20 protein-coding genes are annotated in these 23,732 nt (G+C 29.1%); 3 read left to right on the top strand and 17 right to left on the bottom strand.

Going from position 1 to position 23,732, the window contains the following annotated elements; all coding sequences use genetic code 11:
• Positions 1-24: 24 nt before the first annotated feature.
• The gene (locus tag B3W71_RS17660; protein WP_346890256.1) at positions 25-1,005 is read right to left on the bottom strand and encodes a ComEC/Rec2 family competence protein; all 981 of its coding nucleotides are present in this window, start codon (positions 1,003-1,005) and stop codon (positions 25-27) included.
• Between the two features lie 223 nt (positions 1,006-1,228).
• Positions 1,229-2,530 carry a M18 family aminopeptidase gene (locus B3W71_RS17655; protein WP_346890255.1) on the bottom strand — a complete coding sequence of 434 codons (1,302 nt, stop codon included), beginning with the start codon at positions 2,528-2,530 and terminating at the stop codon, positions 1,229-1,231.
• A gap of 153 nt (positions 2,531-2,683) precedes the next feature.
• On the opposite strand from B3W71_RS17655, the gene B3W71_RS17650 reads away from it, so the two are divergent.
• On the top strand, positions 2,684-3,862 hold the full coding sequence (locus B3W71_RS17650; protein ID WP_346890254.1) for a cation diffusion facilitator family transporter: 1,179 nt from the start codon (positions 2,684-2,686) through the stop codon (positions 3,860-3,862).
• Positions 3,863-3,939: 77 nt separating this feature from the next.
• Complete coding sequence (locus tag B3W71_RS17645) at positions 3,940-5,025, top strand: PRK06851 family protein (protein WP_346890253.1); 1,086 nt, start codon at positions 3,940-3,942, stop codon at positions 5,023-5,025.
• 58 nt (positions 5,026-5,083) lie between these two features.
• Here the strand turns inward: B3W71_RS17645 and B3W71_RS17640 are convergent, their stop codons facing one another.
• From B3W71_RS17640 to B3W71_RS17575, 14 genes are all read right to left on the bottom strand, one after another.
• The gene (locus tag B3W71_RS17640; RefSeq protein ID WP_346890252.1) at positions 5,084-7,207 is read right to left on the bottom strand and encodes a HelD family protein; all 2,124 of its coding nucleotides are present in this window, start codon (positions 7,205-7,207) and stop codon (positions 5,084-5,086) included.
• 116 nt (positions 7,208-7,323) lie between these two features.
• The gene (locus tag B3W71_RS17635) at positions 7,324-8,415 is read right to left on the bottom strand and encodes a dipeptide epimerase (protein ID WP_346890251.1); all 1,092 of its coding nucleotides are present in this window, start codon (positions 8,413-8,415) and stop codon (positions 7,324-7,326) included.
• Between the two features lie 1,202 nt (positions 8,416-9,617).
• Positions 9,618-10,010 carry a hypothetical protein gene (locus B3W71_RS17630; protein WP_346890250.1) on the bottom strand — a complete coding sequence of 131 codons (393 nt, stop codon included), beginning with the start codon at positions 10,008-10,010 and terminating at the stop codon, positions 9,618-9,620.
• On the bottom strand, positions 10,000-10,443 hold the full coding sequence (locus tag B3W71_RS17625) for a hypothetical protein (protein WP_346890249.1): 444 nt from the start codon (positions 10,441-10,443) through the stop codon (positions 10,000-10,002). The genes B3W71_RS17630 and B3W71_RS17625 overlap by 11 nt, the downstream gene beginning before the upstream one ends.
• 21 nt (positions 10,444-10,464) lie before the next feature.
• On the bottom strand, positions 10,465-11,181 hold the full coding sequence (locus B3W71_RS17620; RefSeq protein ID WP_346890248.1) for a hypothetical protein: 717 nt from the start codon (positions 11,179-11,181) through the stop codon (positions 10,465-10,467).
• A gap of 25 nt (positions 11,182-11,206) precedes the next feature.
• Positions 11,207-11,629 (bottom strand): hypothetical protein, encoded by a 423-nt coding sequence (locus tag B3W71_RS17615; protein WP_346890247.1) that lies wholly within the window; start codon positions 11,627-11,629, stop codon positions 11,207-11,209.
• Positions 11,616-12,074 carry a prepilin-type N-terminal cleavage/methylation domain-containing protein gene (locus tag B3W71_RS17610; RefSeq protein ID WP_346890246.1) on the bottom strand — a complete coding sequence of 153 codons (459 nt, stop codon included), beginning with the start codon at positions 12,072-12,074 and terminating at the stop codon, positions 11,616-11,618. The genes B3W71_RS17615 and B3W71_RS17610 overlap by 14 nt, the downstream gene beginning before the upstream one ends.
• Positions 12,040-12,483: a PulJ/GspJ family protein gene (locus tag B3W71_RS17605; protein WP_346890245.1), complete on the bottom strand. Its 444-nt coding sequence runs from the start codon at positions 12,481-12,483 to the stop codon at positions 12,040-12,042. Before B3W71_RS17605 ends, B3W71_RS17610 begins: the two co-directional genes overlap by 35 nt.
• A complete protein-coding gene (locus B3W71_RS17600; protein ID WP_346890244.1) occupies positions 12,464-12,907 on the bottom strand; it encodes a prepilin-type N-terminal cleavage/methylation domain-containing protein in 444 nt (147 codons plus the stop codon). The genes B3W71_RS17605 and B3W71_RS17600 overlap by 20 nt, the downstream gene beginning before the upstream one ends.
• 18 nt (positions 12,908-12,925) lie before the next feature.
• Entirely contained in the window at positions 12,926-14,122 is a 1,197-nt protein-coding gene (locus B3W71_RS17595) for a type II secretion system F family protein (RefSeq protein WP_346890243.1), read from the bottom strand.
• Positions 14,112-15,617 carry a GspE/PulE family protein gene (locus tag B3W71_RS17590; protein WP_346890242.1) on the bottom strand — a complete coding sequence of 502 codons (1,506 nt, stop codon included), beginning with the start codon at positions 15,615-15,617 and terminating at the stop codon, positions 14,112-14,114. Before B3W71_RS17590 ends, B3W71_RS17595 begins: the two co-directional genes overlap by 11 nt.
• 153 nt (positions 15,618-15,770) lie before the next feature.
• The gene (gene dapF / locus B3W71_RS17585; protein ID WP_346890241.1) at positions 15,771-16,598 is read right to left on the bottom strand and encodes a diaminopimelate epimerase; all 828 of its coding nucleotides are present in this window, start codon (positions 16,596-16,598) and stop codon (positions 15,771-15,773) included.
• A 12-nt stretch (positions 16,599-16,610) separates the two neighbouring features.
• The gene (recQ, locus tag B3W71_RS17580; RefSeq protein WP_346890240.1) at positions 16,611-19,085 is read right to left on the bottom strand and encodes a DNA helicase RecQ; all 2,475 of its coding nucleotides are present in this window, start codon (positions 19,083-19,085) and stop codon (positions 16,611-16,613) included.
• Positions 19,086-19,261: 176 nt separating this feature from the next.
• Positions 19,262-20,530, bottom strand: a complete 1,269-nt coding sequence (locus B3W71_RS17575) for an amidohydrolase (protein ID WP_346890239.1) — start codon at positions 20,528-20,530, stop codon at positions 19,262-19,264.
• Between the two features lie 183 nt (positions 20,531-20,713).
• On the opposite strand from B3W71_RS17575, the gene B3W71_RS17570 reads away from it, so the two are divergent.
• Positions 20,714-22,459, top strand: coding sequence for an Rqc2 family fibronectin-binding protein (locus B3W71_RS17570; RefSeq protein WP_346890238.1), 1,746 nt, complete (start codon positions 20,714-20,716; stop codon positions 22,457-22,459).
• A gap of 154 nt (positions 22,460-22,613) precedes the next feature.
• On the opposite strand, the gene B3W71_RS17565 is transcribed toward B3W71_RS17570, so the two are convergent.
• Positions 22,614-23,729, bottom strand: a complete 1,116-nt coding sequence (locus B3W71_RS17565) for a class I SAM-dependent RNA methyltransferase (RefSeq protein ID WP_346890237.1) — start codon at positions 23,727-23,729, stop codon at positions 22,614-22,616.
• Between the last annotated feature and the right edge of the window lie 3 nt (positions 23,730-23,732).

The raw sequence follows: 23,732 nt of genomic DNA, 5'->3' as shown, positions 1-23,732 counted from the left end.
TTCATTATATTATTGTTTTATGTTTTATTTAGATTTTCCTTTCGTTAATCCTTTGTAACTACCAGGTTTCACATTAAATTTTACTTCTTTTCCATCACTTGTTGCAATTATAGTTCCCTGCTCATCTGTTCTATAGACTTTTACACCTTTATTTTTTAATCTATCCATTACATTTTGTCTTGGATGTCCATAATCGTTGTCCTGTCCAACCATAATTACACCATAGGTTGGATTAACCTGATTTAAAAACTCATCACTGGTAGAGGTATGGCTTCCATGATGCCCTATCTTTAATACGGTAGACTTTAAATCAAACTTTTTATCTATGAGTTGCCTTTCTGATTCTGCTTCTGCATCTCCTGCAAATAGGAACGAAGTACTTCCGTACTCTAGTTTAATTACAATGGAATAATCATTCATATCCTCATAGCTTTCACTGTTTGGTGCAAATATGGTGCATGTGCTATCACCTAACGTAAATTTTTCACCAACCTTAGGTGTTGTAAATTTTAGATTCTTTGATTTTGCTGAAGCTACTACATCTTTAAAAGTCTTAGTTGTAGCTGTCACTTTAGGCATATATAAAGTATCTATGGTAAAGTTATCTATAACCTTATCTAATCCTCCAATATGATCTTCGTGAGGATGTGTTCCCACTACATATTTTAAATTTTTTATATTTTTATCTTTAATGTAGTTTACTACTAAATCACTATCAGCATTATTTCCTGCATCAATAAGCATATATTCACCCTTATTTTCTATCAAAATACTATCTGCCTGTCCAACATCAATAAAGTGAACCTTAAGATCTCCATTAACTGATGCACTCTCATTATTATCATTAGATTCTGTACCTTCACCTTGAAGTGTTGCTATAGTTTCATTGTTTTCACCGAAGTTATCTTCTACAATACTTCCTATAAATCCTCCAGTTAAAATTATTATAGCAAGAGTGATTATTATTCCCACTAACTTACTATTTGGTTTATGCTTTACTTTCATGTCATCACTTCTCCTGATTATAATTGTATCTTTTGTTTAAGGCATCTTCAAAAAATAATAAATCAGAATGCTCGTCTATTTTGTGTTATNNGAACCTGTTTCCTTGTCTAACTCAAAATATACTTCCCATCTTTGACTTGTTATTTGCTTTCAGATGCCTAATATAGAAACTCCTTCCCACATATATGTTAGAAGGAGTAATTAGACCTATATTTTATAAAATTTATATTCTATAAAATTCTTCAAATGATTTTGTTACATAGGTATGATCCTTAACTCCAGCAAATTCTCTTACAGAGTGCATAGCAAGAGTTGGATTTCCAATATCTACAGAGCGTATATTTAAGTGTGTTGAAGATATTGGTCCTATGGTTGAACCTCCTCTTGAATCTGAGCGGTTGACAAACTTTTGTACTGGTACTTCTGCTTTTTTACAAATAGACTCATATACGGCTGAAGAATCAGAATCACTAGTATATGCACAATTTGCATTTATCTTTATAACAGGACCCTTATTCACAATTGGTCTATTAGTTGGATCTGCCTTTTCTGGTCTATTAGGATGAACTGCATGAGCATTATCTGCTGATATAATAAATGATTTACTAAGTGCTCTAAAGAAGTCTTCTCTTCCTTTCCCAAGGCAAACAACTATTCTTTCTAGTATGTTAGCTAACATATCTGAATCTGCTCCCTGTTTTGTAGCACTTCCAACCTCTTCATTATCAAAGCATGCCATTACATTTATACCTTGAGTTATTGGTGCTTCTTTAAGTGCTTCAATTCCAGCATGAACCATTTGAAGATCATCTAATCTACTTGAAGATATAAATTCATCTTTTAAACCTACAATACATCCCTTTTCAAATTCATATAGGAATAAATCAAAGTCTATAATATCTTCTCTATTTATTTTTAATTCCTCTGCTAATATGTTTAATAAAGCATTATCCTTTTCTAATTCTTCGGTTACCATTGCAAGTAGTGGAAGTGTATCTTTTTGTGGATTTAGTTCTCCACCAGAATTTGCCTCCCTATTCATATGAATTGCTAAACTAGGTATTATCAATATTGGTTTATTTATATTAACTAATCTTAATTCTGGATTAAGTAAGCTTTCACCTTTTAAAGCAACTCTACCTGCTAAAGATAGTGGTCTATCCATCCATGTGCTCCTTATTAATCCACCATAAATTTCAGTATTTAACTTCATATAATTATTTTCTGATATAATTTCACTATTAGGTTTCACTCTAAATGTAGGCGAATCTGTATGAGCACCTATAATTTTAAAACCCTGCTCCTCAATTTCCCCTTCTCCTACAGTAAAAGCTATTAGTGCAGAACCATTTTTTGTAGTGTAATACTTTCCGCCCTTCTCCAAGTTCCATTTATCCTCTTCTTTTAATTCTTTAAAATTACTATTTTCAAGAGAATCTTTAATATTTTTTACCGCATGAAACGCAGTAGGACTATCATACAAAAAGTCTATAAGTTCTTTTGCAAAATTCAATTCTTTTGACATAATTAATCCCCTCCTTTAAATGAAATACTAACAATAGTATACCAAACTTTTACTACATTTCCTATGAATTTTATAATTTCTCTTAATTGATGGTAAGTTCTCGTGTTATACTATAATTATGACAAAAAATATATTGATGGTGAGGTGTAGTAATTGATTTCTCAAATACTCATAAAAAAATTCATTAATAATAGTGATGATATAAAAAATAAAAAGGTTAGAGAAAGTTATGGATATCTTGGAGGAATTGTAGGTGTTTTAGTAAATATACTTTTATTTTCCATTAAAATTACTGCAGGATTTTTAGTTAATAGTATTGCAGTAATTGCTGATGCCTTTAATAACCTTTCAGATGTAGGTGCTTCATTAGTAACTATATTTGGATTTAAACTTTCAAGTAAACCAGCGGATAAGGAACATCCCTTTGGACATGGAAGAATTGAGTATATCTCTGGGCTTATAGTAGCATTTTTAGTAATGTTAGTTGGTTTTGAATTCATAAAAAGTTCTTTTGACAGAATTAAAAATCCAGTTCCTGTAGAATTTTCACCAATACCTTTTATTCTCTTAATTGTATCTATTTTATTTAAAGTATGGTTAAGTATATTCTATAAAGGTATAGGTAATAAGATAAATTCTTCTGCTCTTAAAGCTTCTTCTATAGACTCAATAAGTGACGTAATATCCTCTTCTACTGTAGTTATATCTCTATTAGTCTCTAGATTTACAACCATGCCTATAGATGGATATATTGGCTTAGCTGTATCCTTAATAATTCTTTATGCTGGGTATAACTTAATTAAAGATACTTTAAATCCTTTGCTTGGAGTTGCTCCTGATGAAGATCTAGTAGAAGATATCCATAGAATGTTACTTTCCTATGAGCATATAGATGGTACTCATGATTTGCTAGTTCATAACTATGGTCCTGGAAGAATAATTGCTTCCATTCATGCCGAAATTCCTCTTGATATATCTGTAGTTGCTGCTCATGAAGTTATTGATAGAGCAGAAAAGGAAATTTCAGCAGAACTAGGTATATATTTACTTATTCATATGGATCCAGTAACTACAAATGATGAAGAAATCCTTAGTGCTAAACGAGAGTTGGAGGAAGTTCTAAGTAAAATTCCTTATGTATCTTCCTTTCATGATTTCAGAGTAGTTGGCGAAGGTGACTATAAAAACTTAATATTTGACGTAGTAGTTACTGATGACTTTATAATAACTAAAGAGTCAGAACTTAAATTACAAAAGCAAATAAATGAGGAGATAAAACGAGTTTTTCCAAAACATAGTGCTATAATCACTGTAGATGCATCCTTTATCTAATTAATTTTGGTTTTTCATTAACCATTTTTAACTTATATAATATTATAATAGTGTAGAAAATCATTGGAGGTTTAATTATGACTGGAATATCCACTCACTACTTTTTAGGTGGTAATACTGGAAAAGGATTTTACTCTCACTTTAATTATATTATTTCTCAGAAAGATGCCACTCGAATAATTTGTTTAAAGGGCGGTCCTGGAACTGGTAAATCTTTTCTTATGAAAAAAATTGGAAAACACTATATTGATAAAGGCTATGATGTAGAATTCCACCACTGCTCTTCTGATAGTGATTCTTTAGATGGAATACTAATTAAAGAATTAAATGTGGCTATGCTAGATGGTACATCTCCTCATATGATAGACCCTATAACTCCTGGAGCTGTAGATGATATCGTAAATATGGGAATATGCTTAAAAGAAGATAACTTTAAAGACATAAAATTTGATATTTTAGATGTAAACAATGAAATCACCAATTCCTTTAGAAGAGCCTATAGATTTTTTGCTGCTGCTAAATCTATTTATGATGATTGGTATACCTTTAATAATGAAGCTTTGAATCTATATGGGCTTAATATTTTAAAAGAGAATTTGAAAAACCAAATCCTTCCAAATACATTCTCATCATTAGGTAAAAAGCGTCACTTGTTTGCAACAGGATTTACTCCAAATGGAGTTATAACTTATATCAATAATATAATAAAAGATATGTCTAGTGTTTATGTACTTAAAGGATCACCTGGAACTGGTAAGACTCGTGTTCTTGAATATCTGGCAGATGAAGCTACCAGAAGAGGGTTAGATGTAGAAATTCTACACACTCCATTAACTCCTAAAAAAATAGAGCATTTGTTAATTCCTGAATTAAAGGTTGCTATAGTAACTTCAAACGCAATTACTAAAATCGAATTTAATGGTGAACAATATGATATGGACAGTTTATTAGATGAAAATTATATTAAAGAAAAGCAAGATTCTATAGATGATGTTTCTTCAATATTCTATATTTTACTTCAAAAGGGGCTTGCCTGTATAAAAACAGCCAAAGATTTACATGATGACTTAGAAAAATTTTATGTTCCTAATATGGATTTTGATAAAGCTGATGAAATTTATGAAGAAGTATTAGCTAAAATTCAGGGCTATGAAGATAAATAACAGTGTTTTATAGGATTATAGTATAAAAAGTAATAGCACCATAAGGTGCTATTACTTTTTATATTTTTTTGATAACTATCAAATTATGAAGTGCTCTAGTACACATTATATACATAAGATTATCTTTATATCTTTCTTGGATTTCATCTTCAAGTATAATTGCTCCATCAAATTCCAGCCCTTTTGCATAATAGCTAGGCATAATCATGATTCCTTCCATAATATGCAGATTTTCTTTATCTATAATTTTTAAAGAAATCTCTTCATTTAATATTTCATATACTTCTTTGGCCTTAGATAAGTTCTTAGCTATTATTGCTATATTGTCTAATTTTTTTTCCTTCAATCTATCTAATAACTCTATAATATTTTCTTTAAGCTCTTCATTGCTACTTACATGTACTTCCTCAACTGGAGCTCCTGTTCTTACCATTGGTACTATGGAAATATCATCTATATACTTATTACTATATTCCATAATTTCTTTAGTTGAACGATAACTTTTATTTAAGTTAAATATCTCTACTGCATTATTACTAAATACATCTTTAATATTGCTTAAAGAAGCTTTACTTCCGCTAGAAATTAACTGTTGATTACTGTCTCCAACTATAGTCATAGACTTAGTATTTGCCAGTTCTTTTAATACTATAAATTGTAATGGAGAATAATCTTGAGCTTCATCAATTACTAGGTGTTTAATTTCTCTGTTAAGCTTTAATCCCTTAAGTTTAACTTTTAAATATAGTATAGCTACCAAGTCTTCTTCTGTATATTCTTCATTACCATTGAATTCTTTATATATTTCTTCTATACTTCTTTCATTTAGATAACTTAAGGTAGACTTTACTTCAATTACATCTCTTATTAATTCTCTTATTTCCAGTTTTCTTTTAAATTCTAAATCATTTATATGAAGTATTAATTCCTCTTGACTATAAGATTCCTTTTTCTCCTTATACTTCTTTTCAATAACCCTAAGCTCTTCATCTCTAGTATCACTTATTCTAGCAAATAAAATCCTTTTAATCTTTTTACTTCTTCTAAACAAAGGTAACGAAGTAAAATCTTCTGTAAACATGATTTTAATTTCTTCTTTAGTTGCTATTACCTTACCTCTAAAGGCAATGCCATCACAATTATAACTATCTTCTTCTAATTTATTAACAAGTTTGTCTAGATTCTCCTTAAATTTTAAAGATCTCTTATAAATAATTTCATTCTCAAAGCTTTTATCTTTATTAAGAATTCTTTCCATGACGTCTTTAATATCTATTACATCATCTACATCTACTAAATCTAAAGCTAAATCTAAAAATGTAGTCTGAAATACGCCTGTCTCACCCAATGTTGGAAGAACATTAGAAATATAGTCAATAAATATTCTATTAGGTCCTAATATTAAAATCTTATTTTCTAAAAGATTTCTATAGTTATACATTAAGTAAGCTACTCTGTGAAGTGCAATAGTAGTTTTACCACTCCCTGCTACTCCATCTACCACTAAAATTTTATTTTTATCTTGCCTTATAATCTCATCCTGCTCTTGCTGTATAGTCATAACTATATCCTTAAGCTTATCTGAAGAATTTTTACTTAACACCATTTGAAGAATATCATCTTTTATATCAATATTAGAATTAAATAAGCCCTCTAGCTTACCTTTCTTTATGATATATTGAATCCTTCCTAAAATAGAAGCTTCAACTTCTCCATCCGGTGAGTTATAATGCCCCACATCTCCTGTACCATTATAAAAAAGTGATGCAATTGGAGCTCTCCAATCTATAATTAGCGGTTCAAAAGTTTCCTCTAAGGTAACCCCAAATCTCCCAATATATATATCTTCTATGCCATAATCTTCTTCCCTAAAAGTTATCTTTCCAAAATAAGGAGATGACTTTAATACTGTTAATTCCTTTAATTTTCTATCAGTACTTTTAAAGTTCTCTTCCTTTATATAGTTTTCATGATCAAAATACTCAATTATCTTATCTTCATCATCTTTAAATTCTTCTAAAGCATTTTTTCTGTATTCTAATATGGCACTGGTTATATGCTTTCTTTTCTCTATACACTTAAGGATTTCATTATTGATAATTTTAATAACATGCTCTAATCTTTCTTCTTCTATGGCAACTTCTAGCTGTTTTTCTAATTCGTCTTTAAGATCCTTTGACATAAAACCACTTCCTTTATTAGATTCTTATAATCGATTTCTATGATATCTTCTTATAATTATAAATTCCATATTTTAATATTAAATCCTTCTATCTATACTAACTTTGCATAGGTAGTTTATAATATTTCTTCCCAACCTTTTATATCAGTTATTCCAAGACCAGGTTCATCAGATAAAGTGATTTTATTTCCTTCGAAAGTTGCTCCTCCAACTATTGGATCTTCTGCAAAGTATATCATTGTATCTAAGTCTGCAGTTATCATATTTCCTCTTGAAGCTGCAAAACTAGCAGCTGCAGTAATACCAATTTTACTCTCTAGCATACATCCAACCATACATCTTATACCCATGGTATCTGCCATATTATAAATTTTTATGGCATTTTGTATTCCACCGCACTTCATTAATTTTATATTAATTAAATCACAAGCTCTATTCTGAATTACCTTAAATGCCTCTGGAGACCCAAACACTGACTCATCAGCTAAAATCATAGTATCCACATTGTCTTTTATAAACTTTAATCCTTCAATATCCCACCCTTTAACTGGTTGTTCTACAAACTCTATATCTAAATCTAATTCTTCTATTTTCTTAATTATTTTTATTGCATCTTTAGGAGACCAACCTTGATTTCCATCAACTCTTACTTTTATTCCTTTTCTAATAGCACGTCTCATAAATTTTACTTTTTCAAAATCTGATTCTACATTATTACCAAGTTTTATTTTTATATTAGTGTAACCATCCCTAGTAGCTTCATAAGCTGCATTTACCATATTTTCCATCTTATCATCATCTTGTATGGTTATATCTGTAAGTACTGTGGAGTTAAATCCTCCTAGCAACTTATATAATGGAGTATTTACTCCTTTACTCCAAAGATCATATATAGCAATTTCCACAGCTGCTTTTGCACTATTATTCCCTTTAATGCATTCATCCATAACTTTAAAAATACATTGAAGACAAGTAAGATCCATACCCTTAATAAAGGTAGCAATATGCTTGATAGCACCTACAATTGAGCTTTCTGTCTCCCCTGTTACTCTTGGTGCTGGAGCTGCACTTCCTATTCCTACTTGCCCATTTTCTGTAAATATCTTTACAACTACTTCATTAGAATAGTTATAAACTCCATTTTTAGTTACAAACGGTTTTTTTAAAGGCATCGTAATCCTACCAACTTTAACATCTGCAATAATCATTTTTATACCTCTACTACTTATAAATTTATATTTTTAATATTACTAAGACTATTTAAATTTTATTCTTAGAATATCCTAAAAAATAAAATAGGATAGATTTTCTACATTTTCGTAAAAATTTCTATCTAGTCAAATCATAATTATACACCAAAGCTTAAAGTAGTCAAGCTGTCTAGTAGGCTGTTTTTGTTTAATTTATTTAAATAGTAGATATTACTCTCAATAGCTACTTGTTTCTTAATATTAATCCTGTTTATATTTTATTCCTATGAATTTTATCTATCCTTTTCTAACAATATACCTTATATACATTGCAAGCCTCTCTATAGCCACTTCTTCTGTATCTCCTAACCCCTTTGCCATCTTAAGAGCAATGTCATATATACTTCTTTTTCCATCTATTAAAAGCCATACTAATAATGACTTTTAATCAAAAACTATATAGCTAAGGTTATTTTTCTTAACTAACTATCTTACAAACCTTCCCATAGGTTTATTATGCTCGAAATATAAAGTAATTATATTATTTTCATAGATTTTATAGTTATCATATTTAATTCTAGGAATATATAAAAGAAATTCTTTTCTTCCTTATAGTGTGTTTTTTACACTTCATACAAATCACCTACAAATTAGTTAAGAGCCTCAACAGCTCTTAATTTTACTCTTACTTATAGTTATATCCACATATATACGATATTATTAAGAAATAATTCTGTAAATTACTCACTTTCCTTATCTTTACCACTATATTTACTCTATATATCTGAAGCCCCCATCTCAGAAATTAACATAGTTGAAGGAAATAATGGATCTAGAGCTATACTACCTGTATATTTGATAAGAGGCATTAATTCAAACCATGCTACAATATATCCAACAAATATAAATGCTGATGCTAGGGAAAACTTTCATACATTAGACAACTACTCAATAGAATTACTATAGGAGTTATCGTGCTCTAGATTCTATCTTGAATAAATACTATATGAAATGGCTGAGCGGAAATAATATAAATGCATGCTCAACATAAACAGAGTTCTTTGCTTCAGAGGGGTTTTTTTCCCACACTGAAGCTTACTAACAGACTCCTTAGTATCAGTATTTTTGATANNNTGGGAGTATTAGAGCGGGTAGTTCATCGGATTAATTTAATATTAGCTTATCTGGTGAAGGCTTCTTATCTTTAGTCTTAATGTTTATTAAGTCTTTGTATTAAATATAACTTTAAAAGTACAAAGACCTTCCTCTATTAATAAAGACTTAATTTCTTTTATTTCATTCATATCATCTAGTGAGTTAAGTAAATTTTTGAAAGTTGTAAAATCTCCGTTACATTCAATAGTAACCTCACCCCACGAATCATAAATAGCAATATTATTTAAAGAAGTATCCTCATGACTCTTTAGTTGTTCTAAAAATTCTGCTAGTTTAAACTCATTATTATTTTTTACTCTTTCATGATTAATCTTTTCTAAGTCTTTATTATTTTGGACATGATTTAAACTTACCTGTGTACTCCCACAAATAACTAAAAGTATCATAGTCAATATAACTACTATTGCATTAATTAATTTATATTTTCTAGTATCCATTAATCTTCACCCTAGCTCTAAAATAAAGCTCCTCATCCTCTTTAAGGATAGATGAAACTTCAATTATTGAGAATTTTTCTTCTAAAATCTTAATAGATGTGGAATAATCTTCTTTATCTATAACTTTTATATTAATAATTATATTATCCGAATCTATATTCATAGTAATCACTTTAAGATTTTCCTTTAAAATTACTTCGTATATGTAGTTATATGTATAAGTAGTAATGTCTTTATTATTACTATTTAAATCTATAACTTTATTAGCTTGTATTTTATTTCTCATATTTAACTCTTTGTAATGATTTCCTATTATTCTCATGGAAATAAAAACAAAAAATATTGAGAAGTATATTACAGTTCTTATTATATTTTTCTTATATATGTAACCTAAATTTTTTAAATACCATTGAGGATAATATCCTTCCTTCATGATTTCCTCCTATTTCTATTATTAATTAAAATTAGCTGAGAAGCTTTTCTTTATTTCATATAAATTTGCAATTTTAATATTTTCTCCTTTATTCTCAGTAATAATATAAAGTCCCTTTTTATCCTCTTCATTATTGGTAGCTTTAAAAAACTCTAATATTTCTAAATTACTATCTTCTTTAACTTCATTTATAACTTTATTTCTCACTAAAGTATTATTTTTTATTTCAACAATATAAACATATTTATTTCTATATATAATCATAGTAAACTCTCTATTCTTTATCTTTTTCTTATATTTATTTATATAGAGCTGCTGTATGGGTATCACAGATTTAATAGTTGAACCTGAAAACACTTCTTCATTCATAAATAGTGAGTCCTTAATATTTATACAATACATAACTATTTCTATTTCTCTTCTTTCAACATTAATAACTTCATAATCAAATATAATATTTTCTATATGATGAAAAATTTCTATCACTTTATTTTTAACAAATAAGTTCATCCTACCTTTATTCATTTTGGGCACAATCATTCTATGTAGAAATATCTCTTCTCCTTCTATAATTACATTTAGATTACTTTTTCTTAAGATTTCTTTAATTTCAATCCTACTATTTTTATTATCATCATAGGTACAGTAAAAATTTTTATCCTTTTTTAAGTGTTTAATATTTTCTTTTATAAACTTTATTTCTTCGCCATTGATTTCAATTGAACATTGTTTCTTCATAACTCTTCCTTCTATATTAATAATCTTATTTAAAAATGTATTTAACTTTATCTGAATTAATGATTATAGTAAATTTGTAAATTCTATTTAAGCCACTAATTTGAAAAAGTTTTTCCTTAGAACTATATGTTATATAACTTCCATTATAGCTAACTAGTTTTTCTCCCACCTTACTTTCAAAATACTTGTCTATATCTTCAGCCTTTATGCTTTCTAAATTTTTTAACATATAATTATTAAAGGTAGCCATTATATGCTCTTTATAATTATAATCAGTATCTTCCTTTAAACTATATTCTTTATAATTACTCATATAAAAATTTCTGTTTTCAAAGGATTTCATTAAATAGCACACCATAAGAGAAATAAACATAGATATAATTACTACATAAGTTAATATCCAGCCCTTGCTTATTTTTTTATAGAATTGATTTTTATATTTTTCCAATTGCTCTTTCTCCACTAATTCCTTTATTGGTAACTATCTTTATGAATAGAACCTTTCCATTTTCTATTATTGAAAATTCTTTCACTCCATACAATAGAGGCTGATAAGTGTGTCCTATACCAGCTTTATTTTTATAAAAAACTCTAAGTTCATCTCCATCTAAGGAAACATAATCCTCTCCTATAGATGTAGGAATAACTATATCTCCATCTCTAAATAAGCAGCCTTCCCCACTATAGTTAACATGATGATCAATATACATAAGTGCTTCATAAACTCCTGTAATCTCACTAGAATAATAAACTTTTTCTTTATAGGTTTTCATAAAAAGTCCATAGCTAGTAACAACAACTGTAATTATTAATGAAGAAATACTTAAGGCTACTATTAATTCTAATAGAGTAACTCCTTTAGATTTTTTCATAGTTTCCCTTATAAAATTCATTACTTACTTCCCTTCCACTTTGAAACCTATATAAAATTTTTATTTTTATAATTTCTTTACTAATTTCCTCATCTCCCGTTAACATGATAAGAGGGTACCCTTCCTCTTTGCTCTTCATAATATCTTTTATATCTACTCTACCTAAGTTTTCTTCCATCAAATCACTACTACTTATAAATTTCTTCTTCTTAACTAACTCATCTTGTACTTCATCATAGGACATGTTACATAGAATCAGCTTTTTTACTGCATCAATTTGATAAACAGCCTTCATTTCCTTTATTTCTTCTGCTTCACTTATTCTCATAACTCTATAAAAATTAAATACTCCTATTAAGATAGATGTTAGTATTAACATACTTACTATGGTTTCTATTAATGTATTTCCTTTATTTTTTCTTACTAACATAATCTGTTCCTACCTTTATAGTTATAGACTCTCGCTTTCCTTTTAAATTATATAAATTAATAGTTCTTCCTAAAGATGTATTACCATTAATATCTAATAATATAGTTGCACTGGAATCATTCTCTATGTGTATACGCAAAGAATCTGGCAATGTATAGCTGTATACTTTTTTAGTTCCATGATATAAGGCTAACCTTTTACTCTCTATAACTAGTCTAGTTAATTGCGTTTTATTATAATTATTTCTTGCATATATTTTGCAACTATTAATAAATTCAATTACTCCATTAACTCCTTGCTCCATTTCCATAGCTAACTTCTTTTCTTCATATGAATTTATATATGGATATATAGTAAATGTGACTATAGATAATATCCCTAATACAACTATTAATTCTATTAGTGTAAATCCTTTTTTCTTCATAGTTTTTACCTTTTGATCTTAAAATTGTGTATTGTACATACTAAATAATGGTAACATAATCGCCATAATAATAGATCCTATAAATATACCTACAAAAACTATGAGTAGTGGCTCTGCTAAAGATGTCATTCTATCTAATCTTCCTTGAAGCTCTTCTTCAAAAACTTCATTGCAAGAATACAAAACTTCTTCAATACTTCCATTAATTTCTCCTATATGTATTGTAGATAAAAAATATCTTGAGAATATATCACACTTTTTCATTCCTTCATAAAGGCTATCACCCTTTTCTAGCCCTTCAATACACCTATCTAAACGCTCTGCAATATAAGTCGCATTTTCACAATTCCTTAATAAAATTAAAGAAGACTTTATGTCAATTCCACTTTCTATCATCATAGAAAGAGCCATTGTAAATTTACAGCAAAATCTGTTTATCTCTAACCTTTTCATTAATGGATTTCTATATTTAAAATTATATATTACACCCTTTTTCTTTAAATAATCATAAAAAAGGCTTCCTCCTATAAAAATTCCTATTCCTACAGGTATAATAAATAGGCCTATTCTATTTAATCCTTCCGATAATCCTAGATATACTTTTGTTATATAAGGAAGTTCCATATTCTCAATATTCATAGAAGCAAAAAATGTTGGTATTAGCTTACAAATTGCAATCATACCCATGATTAATGTAAATATAAACAATACTATAGGATAGATACTTACAGTAATAATCTTCTTTTTCCTCTTGTACTCCTTCATATAATATTTCTCCATGAATTCTAATATTTGCTGTAATCTACCGCTTTCTTCACCAAAGTGAATTAAAGTTATAAAAAATTCTGGAAATATATCTTTAAATTTCTCTAGGCTGTCTGTAAAGGATAATCCGCTTTTTATGTTGTTTATAGTTTGTTTTATAACTTTACTTAACCCTTTATTACCTATATGTTCTTCTATTAAATTTAAAGCATTAATTAAAGGAATTCCTGCCTTCAAATTATTTTTTAGGTTTCTACAAAAGGCTGATAAGTTTTTTTCTGAAATTTTTCTCTTTATTAAATCAGTTCTTTCCTTACCAATTTCTCTATATTTAATACAATAAATTTCTTCTTTCTTTAACTTTTCAAATAATGTCCAATGATTTTCTACTAAAATTTTTCCTGATACGATTTTACCCTTTTTATTTACCCCTTTATATTTATATTCCATAATCTACTCCTAAGGCTTTTTCAATATTATAAACCTGCATATTACCATAATATTCTTCTACTGTAGTACTTCCATCCACTACTAACTTTTTAAAATATTCATCCATGGTAATCATACCTTCTTCAATGGCTACCCTTCTTAGAATATCACTATCACTATTTCCCATATACTCCCTCAACTTTTTACCTATAATCATAATTTCATAAGCCACTGTTCTTCCACTATATCCTGTATTGTTGCATTTAATACATCCATTACCTTTATATGCTTCATCAATGTTATCTACTGACATAATATTCTTTTCTTCTTTAGATAATTTATACTTAACTTTACATCCTCCACATATAAGTCTTGTTAATCTTTGAGCCATTACAAGTACAAGGGAGGTTTTAATTATATCTTCATCTATTCCCATATTCGTTAGTCTATTTATAGCACTACTTGCATCATTAGTATGTAAAGTAGTTAGTACTAGGTGCCCTGTTAAAGATGCTCTTATAGCAACTTCAGCGGTTTCCTTATCTATAATCTCACCTACCATTATCACATCTGGGTCTTGTCTTAATACTGCCTTCAATATATTTCCGTAATTAGCACTTCCTTCACCTATAGAAACTTGATTTATACCTTCCACTTCACATTCTACTGGTTTTTCTACGGTAACTATATTTCTATATTTTTCATTTAACTCATTTATCATGGAGTATAATGTTGTAGTCTTTCCACTTCCTGTGGGACCTGTAATTATAATCAATCCTTGCTTAAACTTTAATATATTTTTTAATAACATATAGTCCTTTTGCGTAAAGCCTAATTTATTTATATTTAAAAGAGAGGCATTTCTTTGTAATATCCTTATTACAAATTTTTCTCCATTTACAGTAGGCATAGTAGATATTCTTAAATCATAAGGATGAGACTTTACTTTAATACTTATTTCACCATCTTCTGGAATGTATTTATTAGTAATATCCATGTTAGCCATTACCTTTATTCTTGTAGCTATGACTTCATAAAGACTTTTAGGTAAAGTACTAAAAATATTTAAAACTCCATCAATTCTATATCTAACAGTAATAGTATCCTTCCGTGGCTCTATATGAATATCACTGGCACCCTTTTCTATTCCCTCTCTAAAAATTGAATCAACTAGTGATATGATAGGTCCCTTTACTTCCTTATCTATCTCTTTTCTGCCGTACTCTTCACCTTTAAATTCTTTCACTATTTGTTTTCTATAAATTTCTTCATAGTATTTATTTAGATAAATATTGAACTGTTCTATGGTACATAAATTTAATACAACCTTTTTCTTTATAATAAATTTTAATCTATTAATCTCTTCATAGGTATGCTCTTTAAATGTAGCTAAGTAAATCTCATCATCTCTAATATCATATGGGAATATGCTATACTCTTCACATAGCTCTTTAGAAAGTACAGACATAGCTTTCGTATTTATTGATGTAGTATCTAAATCTATTTTTTTGATCACTAGTTTCTCTCCTTAAATATGTTTACAATAAAATCATCATTTATCTTAGATATAATTATTACCATTTATTTGTAATTTAGTCCTTTAAATAAATAAAAAATGGAGATATCTCAAAATAATTTAATTAGTTATGAGATATCTCCTTATTATTGATTATATTTCCATTTTTCCCCTAAATACATTCTTCGCTGGTCCAGTCATCATTATACCTTCATCAGTGATTTCTACTATTAAAATACCTCCTGGTACAATGACTTTTACCGCCTTATCTACTAAATTCAACTTGTTACAAAGTACTACTGAAGAGCAACACCCTGTTCCACATGCAAGAGTTGGACCTGCACCTCTTTCCCAGGTATTTACCTTTATTTCTTTTCTATTTACAACTCTACAAAAGTTAACATTAGTTCCCTGTGGAAATAGTTCATGCTTTTCTATAGCTGCTCCTTCTTCAACACAAAATTCTCCATCCTTAGTCAGAAGTATAGTATGAGGAACTCCTAATAATAATGAACTTATTCTATAATGCTTGTCATTAACGCATATGTCTTTTTCAATGATTTCTTCTTCCATTAAAGCTGGAATATACTTTGGATTGAAGTTTTCTCTTCCCATATTAATCTTAGTAGATTCAACCATTCCATCCTTGATTATTAGATCACAGACCTTTATTCCATCTCCTGTTTCTACAGTAAAGCTAGGTTTATTTACTATATTATTTTCATATACATATTTACCAAAACACCTTATTCCATTTCCACACATACCAGCATATGAGCCATCACTATTTATTATAATCATTTGAATATCAGCAATTTCACTTTTTCTTACTACTAATATTCCATCTCCACCTATACCAAAATTTCTATCACATAGCTTTTTAGCTAAGTTGCTTAAATCCTTGTATTTTTTTTCCATATCTTCAAATACTACAAAGTTATTCCCCGCACCTTGCATCTTTACAAATTTTAAAACGTCCATAATAGTCTCCTTTTAAAAGTAATTCTTAAGTATAACAGCTCTTATAGTTTCGTACTTAATTGTATCAGGTAACTGTGCCTTCACTTGACTTACCTTATCATAACCTACTCTTTCACAAACTTCCATTATAGATTTTTCTTCACTCTCATTAAAAAATCTATTTAAATTAAGAGAAAATTTAGGTCTTCCATACTCTGATATATATTCTGTCACATAGCCTAATATGGTTGAAATGGATACTTCTATTTCTTCTGCTATATCCTCAATTGCAATCTCTTCATTTAACATGTCTAAGGCTATTTCTTTATTCTTTCTTTCATCTCCATCTATAACTAATCTTCTTTTCTTTTTCTCTTCCCATTTAGGATTTATCCCTTCCTCTTCTATATATATATTCACTGCTTCAATTAAAGCTACTCCATATCTTTCTATCTTCTTTGGACCCATACCGCCTATATCCTTTAAATCTTCCACTGTTCTAGGATATCTTCCACTTATCTCCTTAAGAGTATTCTTTGCAATGGTATTTTGTGCTAAAGTGCCTTCCCTTTTACTTATCTCTTGCCTTAATAACACTAATTTTTCAAATAGTTTTTTATCTGTATTTACATAAAAATCTTCTGAGTTTTTATTAGAGCTATGTACTTCTTCTGCTTTAGTTACACTAGCTTCTTCATATCCTTTATCAATTTTATTCTTATCTGCTACATCTAAATTATTTGCTTTAGCATACTCTATAATTGCTTCCTGAAACTCCTTACCATACTTACTATACTTAGTTTCTCCTACTCCAGATATATTTAAAAACTCTTCCTTTTTTACAGGATATTTAATACTCATTTCTCTAAGAGTTCCATCACTAAAAATAATATATGGAGGAATTCCAGCATTCTTCGCCATATTATATCTAAGTTCTCTTAATATATCAAAGAGCTCATTTCTTACTTCTACATTAACCTTTACTTTAAATTCTTTAAAATGGACTACTTCCTGACCTCTAAGCACTGCCATGGATTTATTATTTAAAGCAAGAACAGGATAGGCTCCTTCTATTTGACTTATATAGCTATGAGAAATCAAAGTATTTATAAAGTTTTTTAGCTCTTCACTGGAGTAATCCTTCATAATTCCATAAGTAGACAATTGATGAAAATCAAGGCTTGTAACCTTCTTATTCTTAGAACCTCTAAGTACATCTATTAACATAGTAGAACCAAAGTTTCTCTTCATCCTATATATACAAGACAGTACCTTTTGAGCATCCACAGTTTTATCAACTATCTCACCTTGATTTAAACAATTACTACAGTTATTACACTCCTCGTCATAACTTTCTCCAAAGTAATTTAGAATATATTTTCTATAGCAACCATTACTATAAACGAAATCCACCATTTGCTGAAGGGCTTTATATTGATTATTTTTTCTCTCTGGATTTTCTATGCTCATCTCTATTAAGTACTTTTGAACATGAATATCTCCTGGAGAAAATAATAAAACACATTGACTTTTTTCTCCATCTCTCCCTGCTCTTCCAATCTCTTGATAATATCCTTCTATATTCTTAGGCATATTATAGTGTACCACATACCTAATATTCGACTTATCTATTCCCATCCCAAAGGCATTAGTAGCTACCATAATTTTAACTCTATCATAAATAAAATCTTCTTGATTCTGCTTTCTTTCCTCATCAGATAAGCCTGCATGATACCTAGCTATATTATATCCCTTACTAAAAAGTTCTCTATAAATATTGTCTACTTCCTTTCTAGTGGCTCCATATATAATACCTGAGTTCTCCTTATTATCTTCCATAAATTTAAGAAGATATTTCTTCTTATTTTCAGATTTAACTATATTTATAGATAAGTTTTCCCTATCAAAGCCAGTTATAAATATTTTAGGGCTTTGAAGCTTTAGAAGCTTTACTATATCCTGTCTTACTTCTTTAGAAGCTGTAGCAGTAAAGGCTGTAACTATAGGTCTTACCCTGAGCCTTTCTATAAACCCTGCAATTCTTTTATAGCTAGCTCTAAAATCATGCCCCCATTGAGAAACACAATGTGCCTCATCTATAGCTATTTGACTAATAGGAATTCTTGAAATTACAGTATAAAATTCTATATTATCTAATCGTTCTGGGGCTATATAAAGTATCTTATATTTTTCTTCCTTTATTCCATTTAAAACTTCATTAAACTCTTCACTACTTAAAGAACTATTTATATAACTACAAGGTATACCCATCTCCTTTATGGCATCTACTTGATCCTTCATAAGAGAAATTAAAGGTGAAATTACTATAGTTAACCCCTGAAGAATTAGAGCAGGTACTTGATAACATATAGATTTACCACTACCTGTAGACATTATAGTTAATGCATCCTCTCTCTTTAAAATAGATTCTATAACCTGCTCCTGACCTGGTCTAAAGCTTTTATAGCCATAATATTTCTCTAAAATTTCCTTTATTGTTTCTTTCAAAACTACACATCCCTTAGCTTTTTTAATTTAGGCATCTGAAAATAAATAATAAGTCAAAGATGGGAAGTATATTTTGAGTTAGACAAGGAANNTATTTTTTGAAGATGCCTTATCCATAATTAATATACTTACTATTATCATGGCGTTTCCTTTATTAATTTCATCTCTAGTTTAAATCACATCTTTTGTAAGAATGTTTTTACCATACATACATAGACATCATGACCTATTATAAGTGACTCTTCATTAAAATCAAAGTATGGATTATGGTGTGGCGCTGTAAGAGAAGATGGAAATATAAAATACATTCCCTTTCCCCCTTGCTTTTCTACCTCTTCTAACATATAAGTTATATCCTCAGAAGCTCCAAAGGAAAATTCTTCGATAATTTCTATAGGTAAACTTCTAAGTTTTTTTATTACTTCCTTAGAGAATTCATTATCTTGGCTATTATATGCCCTTGCAGAACCAACTACTCTTATATTATATTCCACATTGTATGAAATTGCCGTACCCTCAACTACACGGCGAACCATATCCATGATTCTATCATTAATTTCATTAGTATCTCCTCTAGTTTCTAATTGTAGAACAGCTTTATCTGCTATAACATTTTTTCCAGTTCCTCCATGAAGAGTTCCAACATTAAGTCTTCCTACTCCTTTTCCAAATTGTACTTGACTATGAAGATTTAGAATACAACTAGCTGCTGCTAGAAGTGCATTTTTCCCTTCTTCTGGATAAAGCCCTGCATGAGCAGATTTCCCTAAAAACTCTACTTCTACCTTATTAGTGGCAAGCATATTTTTAACTTTAACTGCCACAGCATTATTTTTATCTATAAATCCAATATGCCCAGAAAATAAATAATCTACATCCTTTAAAATTCCTGCTTCTACCATAGACTTAGCTCCTCTAACCTCTTCTTCTGCTGGTTGAAATATGAGCTTTATTTTTCCTATTAGCTTATCTTTCATCTCTACAATAGTATTTGCAAGCTGAAGCCCTATAGCTATATGTCCATCATGACCACAGCAATGACATGTACCTGGATTTTTAGAACGAAACCCTTCTTTATAAGGCCTATGATTTTCCTTGCCCTCTTCAACCTTTAGGCCGTCTATATCAAACCTAAAAGCCATAGTTGGACCTGGTATACCCGTATCCATAATAGCTACTACTCCAGTATATCCTTCTAGAATTTCTTCTATGTTAGAATCTTCCTCATGAATTATTTTATTACATTCTATCCTACTATATATAAACTCCTCCATGTTAGGAATTCCCATAGGATTATGGTGTATTTTCTTTCCGTACTCTAAATTATATCCAAGTTTTCTTAAGTAATCTATTATTTTTATAGTTGTTTCAAATTCTAACCAACCAACTTCTGCACATCTATGAAATTCTCTTCTTAGGTTAATAATATTTTCTCTTAACTCCATATTATACTCACCATACCCTTATAATTTCTATATATCTTTAATTTCTTATACAAATTCTACCTTATTTTTATTATATCATCTTCAACCACATAAATTATCTTTGTCCTAACTTATTTTATATTTTATTTCTAAAACAATAGTGATATACTGTAAAATATATGCTTAAATGAAAGGATGATTTATATGGCATTAGATGGATTATATTTGCGCTCTTTAGCTAATGAGATAAAAAATACTCTAATAAGCAGTAGAATAGATAAAATAACTCAACCTGAGAAGGATGAAATAATACTAAGCTTTAAAATAAATAGAAAACCCGTTAGACTTTTGCTAAGTGCTAACGCTTCATATCCTAGAATAAACTTCATAGATTATTCTAAGGAAAGTCCTCTTAAGGCTCCCGTATTTTGCATGGTTTTAAGAAAATATCTAAATACTGCAGTTTTAAAAGATGTAACTCAATTAAATAATGATAGAATTCTGCTTTTAGATTTTGAGAGTAGTGATGAACTAGGTTTTAATAGTATATATACCCTTATAATTGAAATAATGGGTCGTCACAGTAATATTACTTTAATTCGAAAAAGAGATGGAATTATTATGGATTCCATAAAACATATTACTCCAGATATAAATAGCTACAGAGTACTTTATCCTGGCATTGAATATGTATATCCACCAGAAAGTAATAGGCTTGATATATTTAACACTACCTTTGAAGCCTTCCAAGAAAAATCTTTAAGCCTTTATGAAAATGAAGAATTAAACGAAAAATTCTTTACTAAAGTTTTAGATGGATTAAGTAATCCCATAGCTAAAGAAATTACTTTTCAGCTGAAGAAAAGAGATATCGCTTTAAGTAAAAACACTCTAAAGGAAATCTATGAATTCTTAGTAGAATTTTTTAAGAAAAGTAAAGATAATAATTATGAACTTCACAGCTATTCCCTTAATGAAGAGTTGAAGGATTTTCATTGTATAAAACTAGAACATCTTCTAGACGCGGGTGGTAAATATAAAGAATATACTTCTCCTAGCACTCTTCTTGAAACCTTCTATCATGCTAAGGATAAAATAAACAGACTTCAAAGTAAAAGTCATGATATGCAAAAACTAGTTACAAATAATATTGAAAGAATACAAAAAAAATTGCACATTTTAAAGAAAACTCTAATTGAATGCGAAGAAAAACCAAAGTATAATCTATATGGAGAGCTTATAACTGCAAATATTTATAACATAAAAAAAGGTGATAAAGAAGTTGACGTTTTAAATTATTATAGTGAAGAAGAGGAGTATATAAAAATTCCTTTAGATGTGAATAAAACTCCTGCAGAAAACGCACAAAAATATTTTAAGAGATATAATAAATTAAAAGCAGCTGAAGAAAATGCATATATTCAAATAGAATTAGCTGAAGAAGAGGATCAATATCTTCAATCAGTACTTTCTAATATTGAAAATGCTGATAACTATAAAGATTTAGAGGACATAAAAAATGAATTAGTGGAAACTAGATATATTGCCTTTAAAAAATCTATGAAAAGCAAAAAAATTAAGCCTTCAAAGCCACTACACTTTATATCTAGTGATGGCATTGATATCTATGTAGGTAAAAATAATCTAGAAAATGATTATTTAACATTAAAATTTGCTCATAATAACGATATTTGGCTTCACATAAAGAATATCCCTGGTTCTCATGTAATTATTAAAAACATGGGAGAAGTTCCTGATTCTACTCTACTTGAAGCTGCTACATTAGCTGCCTTCTATAGTAAGGGTAAAAACTCTACAAAGGTGCCTATAGACTACACAGAAATTAGAAACGTTAAAAAGATGGCTAAAGGAAAGCCTGGTATGGTAACCTACTCCACAAATAAAACTATCTATGTAGATCCTATAAAGCCTGATTTAAAACAAGTTTAGAAGTAAAAGGACTATCTCAAAATTTTATTTTGAGATAGTCCTTTAATTTATATTCTTTCTCTACTATCAGCTCAATATGATATTACACTTATAACTCATAGTTATAAAAATTCATTGAAATGAATTTTCATATGTCTATAAACTACCTATGCAGTTATTTCTTTGGATTATACTGATAGTAGTAACACTGAAGTCTTCCATTATAAAGTTTTCTATTTTTGTCAGCTTTTTTGCCAAAGATCTTTTGAAAATCATCATAAGAAGTTAGTACATAACAAGACCAATCATCTAACCCTGCATATACATCAGAAAAAGTTCTGTAGAGTGATTTAACTTCCTCTTCATCTAAAAGTCTCTCTCCATAAGGTGGATTAGTAATTATCATACCACCTTTTTTTCTATTTCTAACATCCTTCATATCAAGTCTTTGGAAGTTTACATACTGTTCTACTCCTGCCTTTTTAGCATTATTCATAGCAGTTCTAAGAACTCTTCCATCTATATCGGAACCCTGAATAACAAACTCTTTTTTATTAACACTTCTTCTTGCTCCTTCACGGACCTGATCCCAAATTTCTTTGTCAAAAGTAGGCCAAGTTTCGCTAACAAAGTTTCTATTAACTCCAGGTGCTATGTTTTTAGCTATTAATGCAGCTTCTATAGGTATAGTTCCTGATCCACAGAATGGATCTATTAAAAGCTCATCTCCGTTAAATTTAGCTATTAAAACTAAGGCTGCTGCTAAAGTTTCCTTTAAAGGAGCTGCTCCGGCATTTTCTCTATATCCTCTTTTATGTAGTCCTACTCCAGAGGTATCTACTGCAAGGGTTACCTTATCCTTTAAGATTCCAACTTCTATCTTATATACTGGTCCATCTTCACTAAACCAGTCTGTATGATATTTTTCTTTCATCTTCTCTACTACAGCTTTTTTTACTATACCTTGACAATCTGGCACACTATGTAATGTAGATTTTACAGACTTCCCTATAATATGCATCTTTCCATCTATAGGAATTAATCTGCCCCAATCTACTTTTTTAGTACCTTGGAATAATTCTTCAAAGGATTTAGCTTCAAATTCTGCCATCTCTAAAAAAACTCTCTCTGCAGTTCTTAAATGGATATTACAAATGGCAACATCCATTTCATCTCCTTCGAAGGTTATTTTTCCATTTTCTACTTTTAAATCTTCATACCCTAAATTCTTTAGTTCCTTACTTGTAATAGCTTCTATACCAAAGGTAGTAGTTACAATTATTTTATACATAAG

The organism is Clostridium sp. UBA1056 (genome assembly GCA_002316385.1).
Classification (GTDB): domain Bacteria; phylum Bacillota; class Clostridia; order Clostridiales; family Clostridiaceae; genus Clostridium_J.
Note: the sequence above shows the minus strand (reverse complement) of the source record. Positions and strands in the feature narration are given on the sequence as shown.

Coding starts and splice junctions, on each gene's coding strand:
- B3W71_RS17625 (WP_346890249.1), bottom strand. CDS start 10,443: ATGAAGGAAGGATATTATCCTCAATGGTATTTAAAAAATTTAGGTTAC.
- B3W71_RS17630 (WP_346890250.1), bottom strand. CDS start 10,010: ATGGATACTAGAAAATATAAATTAATTAATGCAATAGTAGTTATATTG.
- B3W71_RS17645 (WP_346890253.1), top strand. CDS start 3,940: ATGACTGGAATATCCACTCACTACTTTTTAGGTGGTAATACTGGAAAA.
- B3W71_RS17570 (WP_346890238.1), top strand. CDS start 20,714: ATGGCATTAGATGGATTATATTTGCGCTCTTTAGCTAATGAGATAAAA.
- B3W71_RS17595 (WP_346890243.1), bottom strand. CDS start 14,122: ATGGAATATAAATATAAAGGGGTAAATAAAAAGGGTAAAATCGTATCA.
- B3W71_RS17575 (WP_346890239.1), bottom strand. CDS start 20,530: ATGGAGTTAAGAGAAAATATTATTAACCTAAGAAGAGAATTTCATAGA.
- B3W71_RS17635 (WP_346890251.1), bottom strand. CDS start 8,415: ATGATTATTGCAGATGTTAAAGTTGGTAGGATTACGATGCCTTTAAAA.
- B3W71_RS17605 (WP_346890245.1), bottom strand. CDS start 12,483: ATGTTAGTAAGAAAAAATAAAGGAAATACATTAATAGAAACCATAGTA.
- B3W71_RS17565 (WP_346890237.1), bottom strand. CDS start 23,729: ATGTATAAAATAATTGTAACTACTACCTTTGGTATAGAAGCTATTACA.
- B3W71_RS17610 (WP_346890246.1), bottom strand. CDS start 12,074: ATGAATTTTATAAGGGAAACTATGAAAAAATCTAAAGGAGTTACTCTA.
- B3W71_RS17600 (WP_346890244.1), bottom strand. CDS start 12,907: ATGAAGAAAAAAGGATTTACACTAATAGAATTAATAGTTGTATTAGGG.
- B3W71_RS17640 (WP_346890252.1), bottom strand. CDS start 7,207: ATGTCAAAGGATCTTAAAGACGAATTAGAAAAACAGCTAGAAGTTGCC.
- B3W71_RS17655 (WP_346890255.1), bottom strand. CDS start 2,530: ATGTCAAAAGAATTGAATTTTGCAAAAGAACTTATAGACTTTTTGTAT.
- B3W71_RS17660 (WP_346890256.1), bottom strand. CDS start 1,005: ATGAAAGTAAAGCATAAACCAAATAGTAAGTTAGTGGGAATAATAATC.
- B3W71_RS17620 (WP_346890248.1), bottom strand. CDS start 11,181: ATGAAGAAACAATGTTCAATTGAAATCAATGGCGAAGAAATAAAGTTT.
- dapF (WP_346890241.1), bottom strand. CDS start 16,598: ATGGACGTTTTAAAATTTGTAAAGATGCAAGGTGCGGGGAATAACTTT.